This window comes from Arcobacter denitrificans (SeqCode) (genome assembly GCF_048571185.1).
GTDB classification, from domain to species: Bacteria; Campylobacterota; Campylobacteria; order Campylobacterales; family Arcobacteraceae; genus Arcobacter; species Arcobacter denitrificans.
On the sequence record NZ_CP182350.1, the window covers coordinates 538,753 to 553,893 of the forward strand.

The 15,141-nt window shown below is 27.6% G+C and carries 17 protein-coding genes; 3 read left to right on the forward strand and 14 right to left on the reverse strand.

The features are described from left to right. Positions 1-67: 67 nt before the first annotated feature. Positions 68-1,528, reverse strand: coding sequence for a sensor histidine kinase (locus ACNI28_RS02810; RefSeq protein ID WP_419765379.1), 1,461 nt, complete (start codon positions 1,526-1,528; stop codon positions 68-70). Beyond that, on the reverse strand, positions 1,515-2,909 hold the full coding sequence (locus ACNI28_RS02815) for an HD domain-containing phosphohydrolase (RefSeq protein WP_419765381.1): 1,395 nt from the start codon (positions 2,907-2,909) through the stop codon (positions 1,515-1,517). Before ACNI28_RS02815 ends, ACNI28_RS02810 begins: the two co-directional genes overlap by 14 nt. Before the next feature lie 124 nt (positions 2,910-3,033). Here ACNI28_RS02815 and ACNI28_RS02820 point away from each other — a divergent pair, with 124 nt between their 5' ends. Further along, positions 3,034-3,552, forward strand: coding sequence for a hypothetical protein (locus ACNI28_RS02820; RefSeq protein WP_419765383.1), 519 nt, complete (start codon positions 3,034-3,036; stop codon positions 3,550-3,552). Between the two features lie 142 nt (positions 3,553-3,694). Further along, positions 3,695-5,695 carry a BCCT family transporter gene (locus tag ACNI28_RS02825; RefSeq protein WP_419765384.1) on the forward strand — a complete coding sequence of 667 codons (2,001 nt, stop codon included), beginning with the start codon at positions 3,695-3,697 and terminating at the stop codon, positions 5,693-5,695. A 47-nt stretch (positions 5,696-5,742) separates the two neighbouring features. Here ACNI28_RS02825 and ACNI28_RS02830 read toward each other — a convergent pair whose 3' ends face one another. Together ACNI28_RS02830 and ACNI28_RS02835 are read right to left on the reverse strand one after the other, a co-directional pair. Then, positions 5,743-5,955 carry a hypothetical protein gene (locus tag ACNI28_RS02830; RefSeq protein WP_419765385.1) on the reverse strand — a complete coding sequence of 71 codons (213 nt, stop codon included), beginning with the start codon at positions 5,953-5,955 and terminating at the stop codon, positions 5,743-5,745. Between the two features lie 87 nt (positions 5,956-6,042). Continuing rightward, positions 6,043-6,237: an addiction module protein gene (locus ACNI28_RS02835; RefSeq protein ID WP_419766442.1), complete on the reverse strand. Its 195-nt coding sequence runs from the start codon at positions 6,235-6,237 to the stop codon at positions 6,043-6,045. A 123-nt stretch (positions 6,238-6,360) separates the two neighbouring features. On the opposite strand from ACNI28_RS02835, the gene ACNI28_RS02840 reads away from it, so the two are divergent. Continuing rightward, a complete protein-coding gene (locus tag ACNI28_RS02840; RefSeq protein ID WP_419765386.1) occupies positions 6,361-6,882 on the forward strand; it encodes a type 1 glutamine amidotransferase domain-containing protein in 522 nt (173 codons plus the stop codon). Positions 6,883-6,959: 77 nt separating this feature from the next. Here the strand turns inward: ACNI28_RS02840 and ACNI28_RS02845 are convergent, their stop codons facing one another. The 10 genes from ACNI28_RS02845 to ACNI28_RS02890 all read right to left on the reverse strand — a co-directional run bounded on the left by ACNI28_RS02845 (position 6,960) and on the right by ACNI28_RS02890 (position 15,124). Further along, on the reverse strand, positions 6,960-7,493 hold the full coding sequence (locus tag ACNI28_RS02845; protein WP_419765388.1) for an ORF6N domain-containing protein: 534 nt from the start codon (positions 7,491-7,493) through the stop codon (positions 6,960-6,962). Between the two features lie 206 nt (positions 7,494-7,699). Continuing rightward, complete coding sequence (locus ACNI28_RS02850) at positions 7,700-9,064, reverse strand: ATP-binding cassette domain-containing protein (protein WP_419765389.1); 1,365 nt, start codon at positions 9,062-9,064, stop codon at positions 7,700-7,702. Next, the gene (locus tag ACNI28_RS02855; protein ID WP_419765390.1) at positions 9,057-10,016 is read right to left on the reverse strand and encodes a reverse transcriptase domain-containing protein; all 960 of its coding nucleotides are present in this window, start codon (positions 10,014-10,016) and stop codon (positions 9,057-9,059) included. Before ACNI28_RS02855 ends, ACNI28_RS02850 begins: the two co-directional genes overlap by 8 nt. A 273-nt stretch (positions 10,017-10,289) precedes the next feature. Next, entirely contained in the window at positions 10,290-10,826 is a 537-nt protein-coding gene (locus tag ACNI28_RS02860) for a hypothetical protein (RefSeq protein WP_419765391.1), read from the reverse strand. Positions 10,827-10,890: 64 nt separating this feature from the next. Continuing rightward, a complete protein-coding gene (locus ACNI28_RS02865) occupies positions 10,891-11,403 on the reverse strand; it encodes a DUF6622 family protein (RefSeq protein WP_419765392.1) in 513 nt (170 codons plus the stop codon). A gap of 79 nt (positions 11,404-11,482) precedes the next feature. Then, on the reverse strand, positions 11,483-11,980 hold the full coding sequence (locus ACNI28_RS02870) for a hypothetical protein (protein WP_419765393.1): 498 nt from the start codon (positions 11,978-11,980) through the stop codon (positions 11,483-11,485). A gap of 80 nt (positions 11,981-12,060) precedes the next feature. After that, positions 12,061-12,618: a hypothetical protein gene (locus ACNI28_RS02875; protein ID WP_419765394.1), complete on the reverse strand. Its 558-nt coding sequence runs from the start codon at positions 12,616-12,618 to the stop codon at positions 12,061-12,063. A 21-nt stretch (positions 12,619-12,639) separates the two neighbouring features. Further along, positions 12,640-13,077, reverse strand: coding sequence for a hypothetical protein (locus ACNI28_RS02880; protein ID WP_419765396.1), 438 nt, complete (start codon positions 13,075-13,077; stop codon positions 12,640-12,642). Between the two features lie 73 nt (positions 13,078-13,150). Continuing rightward, positions 13,151-14,386 carry a dGTP triphosphohydrolase gene (gene dgt, locus ACNI28_RS02885; RefSeq protein ID WP_419765397.1) on the reverse strand — a complete coding sequence of 412 codons (1,236 nt, stop codon included), beginning with the start codon at positions 14,384-14,386 and terminating at the stop codon, positions 13,151-13,153. A gap of 132 nt (positions 14,387-14,518) precedes the next feature. Then, positions 14,519-15,124: a hypothetical protein gene (locus tag ACNI28_RS02890; RefSeq protein ID WP_419765399.1), complete on the reverse strand. Its 606-nt coding sequence runs from the start codon at positions 15,122-15,124 to the stop codon at positions 14,519-14,521. Positions 15,125-15,141 lie beyond the last annotated feature (17 nt).

The window sequence follows — 15,141 nt, forward strand, 5'->3', positions numbered from 1 at the left end:
TGTAAATAATGATGAAATAGTTAATAAAACTGATTTATTTACATTTATATCTTCAAGAAAATTATTATTAAGAGATTGGTAATTCTAAAAAAAACTTTGCTCCTTTTTTAGCATTTTTAACATAAAGTTTACCATTGAAGTTTTTTTCTATAATTGTTTTAGCCATATACAACCCTATCCCTGAACCGCCATTGTCTTTTTTAGTTGTAAAATATGGATTAAAAATATTTCCAATTACACTTGATGGAATCCCTCCAGCATTGTCATATACTGATATTATTATTATTGATTTTTCATCTTTTTGTATACAATATTTTATTTTTCCTGCATATTTATTTAAGCTATTTTCATCTATTTTCTCACTAATTTGTTCTATCGCATTATTTGTAAGACTTAAGAGTACTTGTTTTAACTGACTTTCATAACCATGAATACAAAGAGTATTATCTTTACATTTAATTTCATGGGAAATAGTATAGTTTTGTAATGCACTTTGTTCCATCTGAACAATATCTTTTATCGTATTATGAATATTAAACTCTTTTTTTTCATTATCTGGCATATAGAATTTTTTAAAATCTTCAATTGTATTTGACATTAATGATATTTGTTTAAAAGCATTTTCTAAACTTCTTTTCAACTCTGCTTTATTTAAATTATTATTTAAAAGATTCAGTTCTATCTCTTCTATTTGCATAGATAGTATTGTGAGTGGTTGTTTCCATTGATGAGAAATATTACTTAGCATTTCTCCCATTTCTGCTAGTTTTGATTGTTGGATTAAGAGTTGTTCTTGTTCTCTCAATATTGAAACTTGCTTTTCAACTTCTAAACTCAAATTTTTATTTAATTTTCTAAGTTCTGAATGCTTTGTAAAAACTTCAAATATTGCTGGTCTAAAGATATATAAAGCTTCTAATAAAATTGTGATTAAAGAGATTATAAATAAAGTTGTTTCAAAAACTAAAAACTCAGATACTTTATCTTCTGCTAATTTTTGGAATTGATAAGTACTCTCATCATAAAGATTGATTAATTGTTTACCTTGATTCTCTATATTTAATATGGATACATTACTTTTATTAGATATAAAATCCTCGATATTATTCTTAAACTCTTTAAATCTATCCTTTATCCCATCTTTATGATTAAAAAGGAGTATCAGTTTTTTATCATAAAAACCAATAGAATCCCTATCTATAAATTTACTTGTTAGATATTTATTACTATCTTGTAATTGTCCTAAAGTATCAAATACCTTTTTTTTTGAAGATTCTTTTTTTTCCTTTGTATATTTGTAAAAATGAAAAAGGACTTTTTGGGTAAGCATTCTTTGTTTACCTGAAATATTTATCATTCCAGAACTGTCTTGTTGTGTTTTGATTATACTTGTAAGAATTAGAAAAGAGATACTAACCATAGATATTAAAAGTAAAACAGCTATAAGGTGATTTCTAAGTAATCTTTTTTCTAAAACTTCACCTTTAGAAAAGATTTCTAAAAAAAATAGTAATTTAGTTGATTTCATTATATTTTTGATTTATCTTAATAAATTCATTAATACTATCTAAAAATATGTTAACTAACTTTGGCTCAAATTTTTTCCCACTCTCTTTTTTTATATAATCTACAGTTTTTTCTATACTCCAAGCTTTTTTATAACATCTATCTTGAGTTAAAGCATCAAAAACATCTGCCAAGGAAGTAATTCTACTAAAAATATTAATATCTTTTCCATGTATTCTCATAGGATAGCCTGTTCCATCCCAGTTTTCATGATGTTCATGAGCAATTATTGCAGCTGCACTTAAAACTTTATTATCTGAATCTTTTAAAATATTAAACCCAACCGATGAATGACTCTTGATAATATTAAACTCTTCTTGTGTTAAACTTTCTGGTTTATTTAAAATATAATCGGGAATAGCAATTTTTCCAACATCATGTAAAGGAGAAGCCATTTTTAATAATTCTATTTCAGGTGTAGAGATTCCATATTTATTTGCTAAAATTTCTGAATAGCTTACTACACGTTGTACATGATTTGCAGTCTCTTTTGAATGTGTTTCAATAACAGTACTTAACATATATATTATTGCTTTTTGTGTTTTCTTAATCTCTTCATTTAAATTATAAATTTCACTTACATCATGATTTATCTCTAAAATCTCTTTAATTTTTTTATTTGTATCAAAAATAGGTAAATATGTTGCGTGTAAGTATATTTTTTCATTATATATATTCAAGGTTTTATATAGTGCTTTTTTTTCTATTTTTTCCAGTATTTTTTTAAAGTTTAAAAGACTATTTCCTTTAAGTTCGTTTTTACCTATATCTTTTAAGTTTTTAAACTTTTTATTAACACTTGTAATTTCACCATTTGTATTGATTTTTCTTACTAAATTTGTTTTATTTATAGCATTTTCATATTGATATAAAGAGTTAATACTTTCATTAAAATCTTTACTCTTTATTTCAAGATTGTTTTTGACAAAATTATTGTATGCATTTGCTTCAACTAGTGCATTAATTTGTATTGCAAACTCTTCAAGTATAACTATAAGCTCTTTTATTCTATATGGCTTAATTAAGAATTTATTTATTCCAATATTTATTGCATCAACCAAATATGCTGAGTCATTTGATGCAGATATCATTATAATAATTATATTTTTATTTATTTCTTTAAATTTTTTACAAAGTTCTATACCATTCATGACTGGCATTCTTATATCACAAATTACTATATCTATTTTATTATTTTGAAAATACTCTAAAGCATCTAAAGGATTATCTATAGCTTTAAAACTTTTACATAAATAAGAAATATTTTTTTCTAAATGATTAAGAATTAGTACTTCATCATCAATAGCTAATAAATTAAGATTTTTTAATTTTTTTGTACTCATACTTTGATATTATTAATTAACAAAAAATTATTCATTGATTTAAATCAAAAATATAATTATAATTTATAATAATTGACTATCATATCACAGAATTCTAATAGTCAAAATAAGCTATACTTTTTTCATGAAATACATAATTACAATATTATTACCTCTCTTGTTTGTAGGCTGTACAGTATCCAATCTTCAGGTTGAAAGAAATCTAACTAATGATAATTTAAATATATTATTATCCACTTTAAATGACAAAATAAATAAAAAAGAAGCTAAAACTCTATCCCATGAAATGTTTATTCAAGCAAAGTTTTTAAAAGAATCATACGATTTAGTAAGCCCTCCACTCTTCCATAACTTTTTAGTTAATATTGGAATCAAAGAAAAAGGTTTATGCTGGCATTTTGCACAAGATATGCTAGAACATGCAAAAAGTTTAGAGTTAAATAGCTTTGACTATTATATTGGGGGAGCAAATCTGGGTGACTATTGGAAAGAACACACTACCCTAATAGTTACCTGCAAAGGCTGTAAATTTGATGATGGTATAGTACTTGACCCATGGAGAAACTCAGGAAAACTTTTTTATTCTAAAATAAAAAATGACACTCAATATATATGGTATCAAAGAGGCAACAAAAGAAATTGACAAATTAAATGAAAGTCTAAAGACAAGTGTAGTCTAGGTGCTAGTAGACAAAGATAAAGATAGTTTAATACTTTAAAACCTCCCTCTTTTAGGGACATCATATTACTTTGACGATATAATGGGTTTTTATTAAAGGAGAATTATGGAAAATAAGAAGAAACAATCAACTGTATTAAAACCAGTTTTTTACCCTTCCGTTGCTATTATTGCAATACTTGTGATATTCGCAATGGCCATGCCTCAAATAGCAGGTGAAACTTTTAGTGGTATGAAACAATTCATATCTGATAAATTCGGCTGGCTTTATATGCTAAGCGTTGGAATTTTTACTTTATTTGTAATATTTCTAGCAGTTTCACCTTTTGGGCGATTTAAACTTGGCCCTGACCAATCAAAACCTGCTTATAGTCATCTTTCATGGTTTGCCATGCTTTTTAGTGCTGGTATGGGTATAGGATTGATGTTTTGGGGTGTAGCAGAACCTGTTATGCACTATGGTGCACCTCCTTCTGGGGATAAAGAGACTATAGAAGCTGCTAAGCAGGCTATGAAAATAACTTTTTTCCACTGGGGATTACATGCTTGGGCGATTTATGCTGTTGTTGGTTTAGTACTGGCATATTTTTCTTTTAGACATGGATTACCACTTTCTATAAGATCAGCACTTTATCCTATGATAGGTGACAAGATTTATGGGAAAATAGGACATAGTGTTGATACTGTTGCTATACTTGGAACTATTTTTGGTGTTGCTACCTCACTTGGTTTGGGAGTTTTACAAGTCAATGCAGGACTTAATTATATCTTTGATATTCCAGTTGGACTTACTACACAAATTATCTTGATTGCTATTATTACAACTATGGCAACAGTTTCTGTTGTTTTAGGACTTGATGGAGGAATCAAACGATTATCTGAACTAAATCTTTATCTAGCTTTTGCTCTTGTTTTATTTGTATTTATTGCAGGTCCAAGCTTTTTCTTGCTTGGTGCATTGGTTGAAAATATGGGGAATTATTTAACTCATATTATACAAATGACATTTAATCAATATATTTATGAAGATACTAAATGGATGGGATGGTGGACATTCTTTTATTGGGCTTGGTGGATTGCTTGGGCACCTTTTGTAGGGATGTTTATTGCACGAGTTTCACGAGGTAGAACAATAAGAGAGTTTGTTCTTGGTGTGTTATTTGTTCCTGTAGGATTTACTTTTATTTGGATGACAGTTTTTGGAAACAGTGCATTACATGCTATTATGAAAGAAGGATTTACTGATTTAAGTACAGCTGTATCAGCAGATGTTGCAACTGCTTTATTTAAATTTTTGGAACACTTTCCTTTTGCTAGTATTATTTCTATTGTTGCTATTATTTTAGTTATCACATTCTTTGTAACTTCTTCGGATTCAGGTTCATTGGTAGTAGATACTATTTCAAGTGGAGGAAGAGAAAACAATCCTGTATGGCAAAGAATCTTTTGGGCAGTACTTGAAGGTGTCGTAGCAGCAGCACTACTAATAGCTGGTGGACTAGCAGCTTTACAAGCAGCGTCTATTGTCATAGCTCTACCCTTTGCTATTATTATGCTTATTGCTTGCTGGGGACTTTATAAAGCCTTACATTTAGAAGCTATAAGATATGAGTCACTTCAGCATCATATGAATGCAGGACGACATGGAAAAATCTCTGGAACTTGGCAAAATAGACTTTCAAGACTTATTGAATTTCCACCGCCAGAAGAGACAAGAAGATATATCAACGAAGATGTAATTACTGCCATGAAAACTGTAGAAGAAGAGCTTGAAAGTCATGGATGGAATGTAGAAGTTACCAATAATAAAGAAAAAAGTGTTTCTGTTTTAACAGTAGAACACAATGGTGATTTAGACTTTATTTATGAAGTAAGATTCAGTAGATATGATACACCAACATATGCATTTCCTGAAATACTTAATCCAACCCATGAGCAGAAAAAATATGCTAGAGCAGAAGTATATTTACAAGATGGGAATAAAGCCTATGATATTTATGGGTATGAGATGGATGTAGTTGCAAATGATATTATTGATCATTTTGAAAAACACAGACATTTTTTACATATTACTGCAGGATTAAATCCTGTTATACCTATAGATTAGAAAATTTAAGCCAATAGCTTTTAGGGCTATTGGTTTATCTCTTATTTTTAACTTTGGCTTCGTTCTCTCCAATAATTTGGTTCTCGATTTAGTTGCATTACTGCCAAAATAATTATTTCTTCATTTCTTTGATAATAAATTATTCCAAATGGAAATCTATTAGTTAAACATCTTCTAATATCATTATCTAAGCTTTGCCAAGCTTTTGGGTATTTTAAAATTCTTTGAATAGTTTTGTAAACTTCATTGGCAAATTCCAAACCAAGGTTTCTTTTACATTCTTCATAATAATCGATTGAAATATTAAACTCTATCTAGGCATCAGGATGAAAGGGATAAGTCATTTATTATTTTAATCTTTGAGATATTTTTTTAAAAACTTCATCACCATCAACTAAGCTTACCTTACCTGACTCAATATCATTTTTTCTTTTATTTACTTCTTTTATCCATAAGTCATCAATAGTTTTATCAGCAGGACTTATGCTATTTAGTATTTTATCTACAATTTTAGTTTTTATATCTATTGGTAAAATATCTATTTCATCAAAAAGCTGTTGCTGTTTTTGTTGGGATGAATAACTTGATTTTTGTTAATTTCCTTGACACTCATAAAAATATGTGTTACTTTAAAATAATTCGTATGACAGACAAAAGGAGTACCTATGTTAAAAATTGCTATTTTAATAGAAGATATGGTTGAAGATGTTGAGTTTTTATATCCTTACTATCGTTTTTTAGAAGAAAAATATGACGTAGATGTGATATCACAAACAAAAAAAAGTATCAAAGGTAAAAAAGGAGGCATTTTTAAAGCGGACTTATCTATTAGTGAGGTACAAAGTAATACATATGATATTGTTTTTATACCTGGAGGATATGCCCCTGATAAACTAAGAGCAAATAAAGATATTTTAGATTTTGTTCAAGAAATGCACCAAAGTGAAAAACTCATCGCTGCTATTTGTCATGGCCCTTGGGTTTTGGTTTCAGCTCAAATATGCAAAGATAAGAACATGACATCTTTTCCCTCCATTCAAGATGACCTTAAAAATGCCGGTGCAAATTACATCAATAAACCTGTGAGCGTGGATAAAAATATCATCACAGCTATGGATCCATCTGCTATGCCTGAGATGTTTCAAGAAATCATGACAGCATGTAAAGACTTAAAGAGTCTGAGTTAGGGGTGCACAAATAAGAGAATCAGAAAGGCAATATACTAATATTTAGTAATAAGTATTCTGTCCCAGAATTTTACTTTTTACTCTTTGACAAAACCAATTTTTTGGGTTGTTTGTTCTGCTTCATCTTGAAGTTCTTGCATTGAATTAATAACTTGTACAACATTGCGCAATAACTCTTTAGTTTTAGTATCTTCTGTTTCTAATTTTTCAAGCCGTTTAATGATGTCAAAATATGGAACTGCTTGATTTTTGAGTCGTGTGAACGTTCTCATAATAGAAATATTTACTTCTCGTGCAATTTTACTTTTTAAAACTGTCGCAAGCATATAGACACCTTGTTCAGTAAAAACTTTTATTTTTGAGGGATAATATTTAAGCTTTTGAAGCTTATCACATTTTGTGATAAGCTCACTCTTTTCTTCATTTGTCAATTCAAACATAAAATCACTTGGAAAACTATCAATATTTCTTTTAACAGCTTGATTTAATGCTCGAGTTTCAACCTGATACAATTCTGCCAAATCCCTATCAATCATCACTTGAATTCCACGAATGATAAATATTTTTTCATCAACTGATGTTTGATGTAAGATATTTGAGTTATTTTGCATGTGATACTCCTAAAGTTTTATAAAAGTATCGTAACGAAAAAAATTAAACTGTTTTAAAAATATTACAGAATGTAATTTGAAGCTTGTAGTAAAGTGGAGATTCAACCTCTGGGGTGTGTTTTCCACTTTGTACTCCTTCTAGTATAACGATTAACTTCAGTGACGCTGTGCGTTCACTGCTAGGTTTTGTTAGATTTTTATGTTAGTTACCTATTCAAAAAATCTACTAATTTATCTTTAAATATTTGCACTTCTGCTTTATTTTTTAAGCATAAGAAGTCGAAAATTTCTTTTTCACTTTTTAACTTATTATTTATAAACATTTCATAGATTTTTTTCCCAGATTTTCTATCATTCAAGGTACCTTGAAAATTATAACTACGTAATTGTTCATCAGAAAAACTCCCAAATTCTCCACTTTTAAAATACTCAAAAAAATCTTTTTCAATACTTTTAAAAGGTAAAAAGAGAATATCCTCTCTTTTGTTGTAAGCCCCCATATGGCTTTTATCTCCATCTAGCACACTTATTACATTTTGTTGCTTATCAAAAATTTCCTTAACGTGATTTCTATCCATCAATGATATAACTTGTACATCACCACCTATCTCTAATAATATATACTTAGGGAATATGTTTTCATTCTTTAATAAGTATTCAATAAAACTATTCAACATGGTATCTTCGGTTAAAATGTATTTATCATAATCATGAAAACCGTAAAGTAGACTTTTTATATAATTATATGATTTTTTTTCATATGTACATATTCCATTATTTAACTCCATATAAAAAAGCTCATCTTTGTCAAGTGTTTTTATTAATGCAAGTGAATGTGTAGAAAAAAGTAGTTTTAATTCATATTCTTTTGATAGTTCCCTAAGCTTTTCAATAAACCTTACTTGAGCCATAGAATCTAAAGAAATATCTATCTCATCAATTGCAATGAGTTTTTTACCTTCTTTTATATATTTATAAATATTGACAATAAAATATTCACCTGAACTTAAATAGTCTTCACGTATATAAAGAGAATCCTCTAACTCGATTGCATAAAATTTTTCTAATTTGATATTGATTTCAACTAAGTTGTCAAATTTATTACTGTCATAAATATAGTTAAGTAAGTCAATTAATTCTTCTGGTTTACTAGTATTACCTGAAATAATTGCAGCTCTTATTGCTTTATCTTGATTTCCAAGTTTTTGAAATTGTTTAAATCTTTCTCCAAAAGGAATAGGAAGTTCAACAGTTATTTTATCTATACATTCAGAATTTACTTCTCCTTTGTAATCTAATGTTTCAACATTACTATTGTATGTAAATTGATAAGTTTCTTCATTTTCATTAATGTGATAAGTAATTTTACTATCATTTTTATATATGTAATTATTTGAAGTATTTTTAAAAGTATTTGAAGTCGTAAAATTCTGAATAGCTTTAAACAACATTGTCTTACCAACACCATTTTTACCTACAATAGCCATTATCCCTGATTTTGATATATCTATTTCAAAATCAAGTTTTTTAATATGTTGAAGATTTTCTATGCATAGAGAAAGTTTATTCATATGAAATATCTCTATGTATAAATGAATTAACTATATAGCTTCCATATTTTTTTCTAAGTTTTGAAACATAAGTTTTGTCTATTGAATTGATATGACTGATAACTCCAGAAACTTTTTCAATTTTTGACGAGTAGTTGTTTTCAAAAACATCATTAAATTTAGACTTATCAGTTAAGTAAAAATGCAATAATATTTCTAAGTCATTTTTGATTTTTTTATTTACGGTAATATGCCCTTGTGGAGTTATGGTTAAGCCTAAAAGTGTAATATTTGAACCTTGTCTTTGTAACTTGGTTTTTTTCCTATTTATTGTTAAATTTAAGTATTCTGATTTTTCTAAAGAACCTTCAAGTATGTCATCAAGATTAATTAACTTTTCTTTTGAGTCAGAGGAAAAGATAAAATCATCTGAATATCTGGTAAATATTATTTCATTTTTTTCACAATATTCTTGCACTAAGTTATCAAGTTTTAATAAATATGCATTACTTATTTTTGGTGAAGTTGGTGCACCAATAGGTAGAACATTTTTATATGTAACTAAGCTTAGAATATTGTCTATATATTTTTCTATATCTTCTTCAAGAATAATATAATTGTTTTTATTTTCCAATATGATATGTTTTATTTTTTCAGTTTCAATATGAGTAAAAAAAGATTGAATATCTGTCGTATATATAAATTTCTTGTTTTTATGTGGTTTGATTGCATCAATTGTACTTACACCTTTTCTATAAGAAAAGACAACATCTTTATTAATATTTAGATGATCAAAAATAAATAGATTTAAAAACTGTTGGAATTGCTTCAATTTTTTTGATGGAGAAAAAGTATTTTTAGAGTAAAAAATTTGTGTATATTCATTATTTATATTAATATTTAAAAAATCTCGAAATGAATGTTTATTATGAAAATATGAATTGAAAGCTGTTTCTAATGAAGTTTTATTCAAATTTTTACCTTTACATAAGCCCTTTAAAGGGCTTAGTCACAGTAATATTGCACTTTAGAGGATTAAGCTAATATGACCGAGGATACCTCTAGTCACTTAATCATGATATAAGTATAATATATTGTAACTTAATATTGACAAAAACATTAAATTAAAATTTTTTGTCACCTTTACTACATACTATTTTAGTAGTTCTTTTGTGTAATCTAACGTTTAAAATGAGCCGATGAATTGCCCGCAGGGTAATTTATTGGCTCCACTGATTTGTTATATCTATTTTACTTCCTTATTTGAAGTAGTTTTGTTTTTTTCTATGTTTTCTATTACACTAGAAGGAATGCGTTGATATACATTTCCAACTAGAGGCTTACTTCCGTTATATCGAAGTAAATAAATAGAACCTTTTGCTATGTTAGCTTTTGGAACACCTTTCATATAACACTTACAATACATCTGTTCTGCAATTTCACCGCTTGTTCTTGTGACGGTAATGATTCCATTTTTATCAACTGAAAAGAAATCACCTTGCGGATAATTTAATAGCTTTATTGAAAATTCAAATTTGTTATCTTCTGGTTTAGTTTCAGAGTAAATACTTCGTAATTCATCATTTTCCATATATCTTAAGAGCTGTAATGGTCTTAAAAAATTACTTAAATAAGAACCTCTTGTTTGATCTGCTGTTTTATCAAAAAGTTTACTATGGCTCACGATCCAAGTGCCACCCACTAAATCTTCTTTAGTACAATTTCTCATTTCACTAGAAAATAATTGTAAACTTATCAAAATTGTAAAAAATACTAATCTCATAATTTATGCCTTATATTAAATTTTAGATATAACGTTTGAGTTGAGAAATATTTGAGCCGCAGGGTCAAATATTTCTCTCCAATGACTTGTTATATATTTTTGATTGCATTATTACAATACTTCTTGATAGAAAAATGCCACTTAGTGAACCATATAAAAAACTAACACTCATAATAAATTCTAACTCATTTATAATAGGTAATTCTCTTGCAATGGCAACGCCAACAAAATATTTAATACAAAATATAATTAGTATAAGAATCATAGGTATCCAACTACCTGAAACATAAAAAACATCTTCAGATACATTATATTTAATATTTTTAGGAAACGACAATTTTAATCCTATAAGTAAAAATATAAATCCGCTAATAAACCATAGTACTAATGCGGTTATCACTGTTCCAAAAGCAGAAAAAATACCGAATAATGATAGTAGGATCATAGCGGTAGGTAAAATAAATATTCTTTTTAATTTTACTTTTCTATCTTTTGTTTGGGTATATCCTAAAAAAAGTAAACTTATAAATAATATAAAAACCCATATTGGTGTATCTTTAATTATTTCAAGAATCAATCTTATTCCTTTTTATATATAACGTTTCAAATGAGCCAATAAATTGCCCGAAGGGTAATTTATTGGCTCCACTAATTTGTTATATTGTTTTAGCATAAATAGCATCTCCTTGACAAACTTCTCCCATAGATATATCTTTTAAGAAAATAGTAATTTTATCACCTGGAGATATAGTATCTGTTTCTTCATGTAAATTTATATCTAAACATTCAGTATAAATATCTCTACCGTCGGCTTTTTTTACTATCAAAGAATTACCATATCCTAAAGTACCACTTGATACAATTCCAGAAACTGCAGTGCCTCTTCCATCAATTCCCCAAACATCCAGAATAAAAAGAGAAAAACTTTGTGGTGATTTAGGATCAATAAAGTAGTTAGGCATAAGAACTGCGGCTCCATCATTTTCTAAAGCTATTTTATGTAATGCCTGAATTGCAGCAGCAGAAATAACTCTATCTCGATATTTAAATATTACAGAAGCTAAATATTGCGATTGTCCTATATCCGATTTATATTTTATATCTTCAATTTTTTGAAGTATTCTTTTTTTATTGATTAGAAATTTTTTCAGCATTTAGTTCTCTTTCATATAACGTTTAAGTTGAGAAATAAATTAGCCGCAGGGTAATTTATTTCTCTCCAATGTTTTGTTATCTATTCTATGATTTTATATATAAATACACCATTCATTTCACAAATAAATGCTATATAATTTTCTTTTTCATTTGATGTAAAACTATGACAGTTTTCCATTCCTGATGACCATTGAATAGATGGTTTATTTTTATTTTTTGTGATAATAAATTGTGTTCCCATTTTACTTCTTTTAAATTCAAATTTTGTATTATCATTTGTGATATATTCTCTTGCACCAAACTTTGTTTGTTGTTTTGGTTTATTTATTTCATTTGTTTCAGCTAAAGAAATTGTATTTTTAGAATTTATTACCCCTAATGCTTTATCTTTTCTCCATTTAGTTGGAGCTAATTCAATATCATTTAAATTAACTTTGTACCACTTACCCATTACATTAGCAAATAGATATTGTCCATCCTTTGACCACAAAGGATATTCATCAACTGCTTGTGATGGCACAACTAATGCTGTGTTTACTTTTAGTTTATTCATTTGCGATTTAATGTTATTTAAATCTTTAGCACTTAAGCTCACGGACAACAATATTACTGTTGTAAGTATAATTTTTCTTAGCATTTCATTCCTTTTAGATAACGTTTAATTTGAGAAATAGTTTTGCCCGCAAGGGTAAACTATTTCTCTCCGAGGTTTTGTTATACTTAATTTTTTAGAACATTGTTCTATTAAATTTAAACCAGCTTCTTTACCTTGATAAATGCTATAAAATATAAGTATGAAAAGTATACCACTAAACGCAATTGATATAGTTTTATAATATTGTATTTTCTGCTTTAACAAAAAATACAAAGTCAATTGAATTATAGATACAAAAAGTGCACTAATTAAAATAGAGCTATTATATCTATGGCTTAATTCTACTTTTGTATAACCATTTCCCCATAAAAAGTTATGACAAGGTGATGAAGAATGAAAATCAGATATTGAAAAATAAGTTAACATTGATAATGTGTATGCTCCAAAAAAAGCTATTCCCAGTACTGAAATTAATAAAATATAATAGATAACTTTATTCATGATTTCCTATGTATAACGGTTAAGTTGATAAATAAATTAGCCGCAGGGTAATTTATTTATCTCCAATGATTTGTTATAAGCTTGGTTGCTTAAAGTATAAATTTTCTGCACTGCTTTTACCAAAGTATTTTTCATATTCTTGTGCAGCATAAGAATCCATCATTCCAGATATATAGTCAGTTACAACACGACCTTTACAATCATGAATTGCTCTTAATTCTGCTGGTAATAAAATATTGTCTTTATTGTATTTTTCATCGCTATATACTTCAAATAAGCCTCTTATGATTTTTTCACCTCTTCGTTCATAAAGTTGAATATCTTTTTTACGTAATATGGCGTTAAATAGTAACTTTTTTAAGCCTTCCGCCAACAAAGCATAATTTTTATATCCAAGTTCATTATCTCCATGTTCATTTTTTACTAAACCTATATCAGAACACAACATATTTACAATTGTAGATGTCAATTCTTTTTTTAATACTATTGAATATTCTTCTGAAGAATTTAAACTATTCGATTTAGATGCTTCAGCTTGAACACTTTGTGCAATATCTATGATTGATTGTAAAGCAGGTTTGTATTTTTCATTAATTCTAAATTCATGAACAATTTCGCCTAAACTTATCATGCCAAAACTTATTGCATCTTCTAGGTCATGAGCGGCATATGCTATTTCATCTGATAAATCCATGATTTGAGCATCTATACTTTTAGTAATTGATAGATTATGCTTTTTTAATTCAGTTGATATAAAGTTATAATCATCATCATATAAAAATTTTTTTGGATTTTGATCTTTAGTAAAAAAATATTTTGTTACTGCCATTAATGTTCTAATATTCAAATTAAGACCTGAATATTTGTGATGCTTTTTTTCTAGAGTATTGAGTATTCTAAATGCTTGAGCATTTCCTTCATAACCTCCACAGTTGGAACTTAACTCATTAAGAATTACTTCTCCATGATGACCAAATGGTGGATTTCCAATATCATGTGCAAGTGCAGCTGTTTCAGTAACAACAGTATCTTCTAATCCAAGTTCAAAAGCTATTGTTCTTGCAATTTGTGCTACTTCTAAACTGTGAGTAAGCCTATTACGATTAAATTTATTGGCATCTACTCCTAATAGTTGCATTTTACCTTGCAGTCGTCTAAATGAAGATGAATATAAAACTCTTGCATAATCTCTCATTAATGTTTGTCGATTGTCTGTGCGATTATCATTAGTACCATGGATACGATACTCTAAACATTTAATCAATTTTTCTTGTTCTTGTGCATATTCTGTTGTTTCAGTATCGTACATATTTTAATTCCTTATATGTTTTAGTTTTTATGCTTATAACGGTTGAGTTGAGAAATATTTGAGCCACAGGGTCAAATATTTCTCTCCAATGTTTTGTTAGTTGCATTTGTACGCACAGTTAATTTTAATTGCCTATTGTCTATCATAGACACCTACTGAAACATCTTTTTCATAGTCAAAATTGATTATTGTTATAAACATAGTGCTTTCATCTACTAATTGTACTACATGAACATTTGTTAATTTTTTTATTTTTTTTAACCATGAAGGTACTTGTTTTAATATATTTTCAAATTGCTTTTTATGAGCAAAAGGATTTTGTGCATGAAGTAGACCTCCACAAATCGAATATATATTTAATAATTCTTCTCTAGTTAAAAAACCAGTTTCAACAGGTTGAGTTCTTGTATTATTTATATCTCCATTCCAGCACTGAAGAGTTATAGGTTGAGGATAATAATTTGGATTTATAGTACTCAAATCTTTTAAAATATTTTTTGTACGCCAAGCACTATTGATATTATCTTTTACTTTTTGATATTCTTCTTTATTCGCAACCAATGATGATAAAGCAATCAATTCAAGAATTTTCCTAATTTGTATACAAATTAATTCAACAGTTGTAATTAAATATGGAGTACTTACTTTATTGTCGAGTATTGATTCAACCACTTCAACTCGTTTTTTAATTTCATCCATACATATAGTATATTTATTTTTTTTATCTTGAATAGTCATTATAACCTTCTAATAAA

Excerpts from the sequence above, each read along its gene's own strand:
- ACNI28_RS02810 (WP_419765379.1), bottom strand. The coding sequence starts at position 1,528 with ATGAAATCAACTAAATTACTATTTTTTTTAGAAATCTTTTCTAAAGGT.
- ACNI28_RS02815 (WP_419765381.1), bottom strand. The coding sequence starts at position 2,909 with ATGAGTACAAAAAAATTAAAAAATCTTAATTTATTAGCTATTGATGAT.
- ACNI28_RS02820 (WP_419765383.1), top strand. The coding sequence starts at position 3,034 with ATGAAATACATAATTACAATATTATTACCTCTCTTGTTTGTAGGCTGT.
- ACNI28_RS02825 (WP_419765384.1), top strand. The coding sequence starts at position 3,695 with ATGGAAAATAAGAAGAAACAATCAACTGTATTAAAACCAGTTTTTTAC.
- ACNI28_RS02840 (WP_419765386.1), top strand. The coding sequence starts at position 6,361 with ATGTTAAAAATTGCTATTTTAATAGAAGATATGGTTGAAGATGTTGAG.
- ACNI28_RS02845 (WP_419765388.1), bottom strand. The coding sequence starts at position 7,493 with ATGCAAAATAACTCAAATATCTTACATCAAACATCAGTTGATGAAAAA.
- ACNI28_RS02850 (WP_419765389.1), bottom strand. The coding sequence starts at position 9,064 with ATGAATAAACTTTCTCTATGCATAGAAAATCTTCAACATATTAAAAAA.
- ACNI28_RS02860 (WP_419765391.1), bottom strand. The coding sequence starts at position 10,826 with ATGAGATTAGTATTTTTTACAATTTTGATAAGTTTACAATTATTTTCT.
- ACNI28_RS02870 (WP_419765393.1), bottom strand. The coding sequence starts at position 11,980 with ATGCTGAAAAAATTTCTAATCAATAAAAAAAGAATACTTCAAAAAATT.
- ACNI28_RS02875 (WP_419765394.1), bottom strand. The coding sequence starts at position 12,618 with ATGCTAAGAAAAATTATACTTACAACAGTAATATTGTTGTCCGTGAGC.
- ACNI28_RS02880 (WP_419765396.1), bottom strand. The coding sequence starts at position 13,077 with ATGAATAAAGTTATCTATTATATTTTATTAATTTCAGTACTGGGAATA.
- dgt (WP_419765397.1), bottom strand. The coding sequence starts at position 14,386 with ATGTACGATACTGAAACAACAGAATATGCACAAGAACAAGAAAAATTG.
- ACNI28_RS02890 (WP_419765399.1), bottom strand. The coding sequence starts at position 15,124 with ATGACTATTCAAGATAAAAAAAATAAATATACTATATGTATGGATGAA.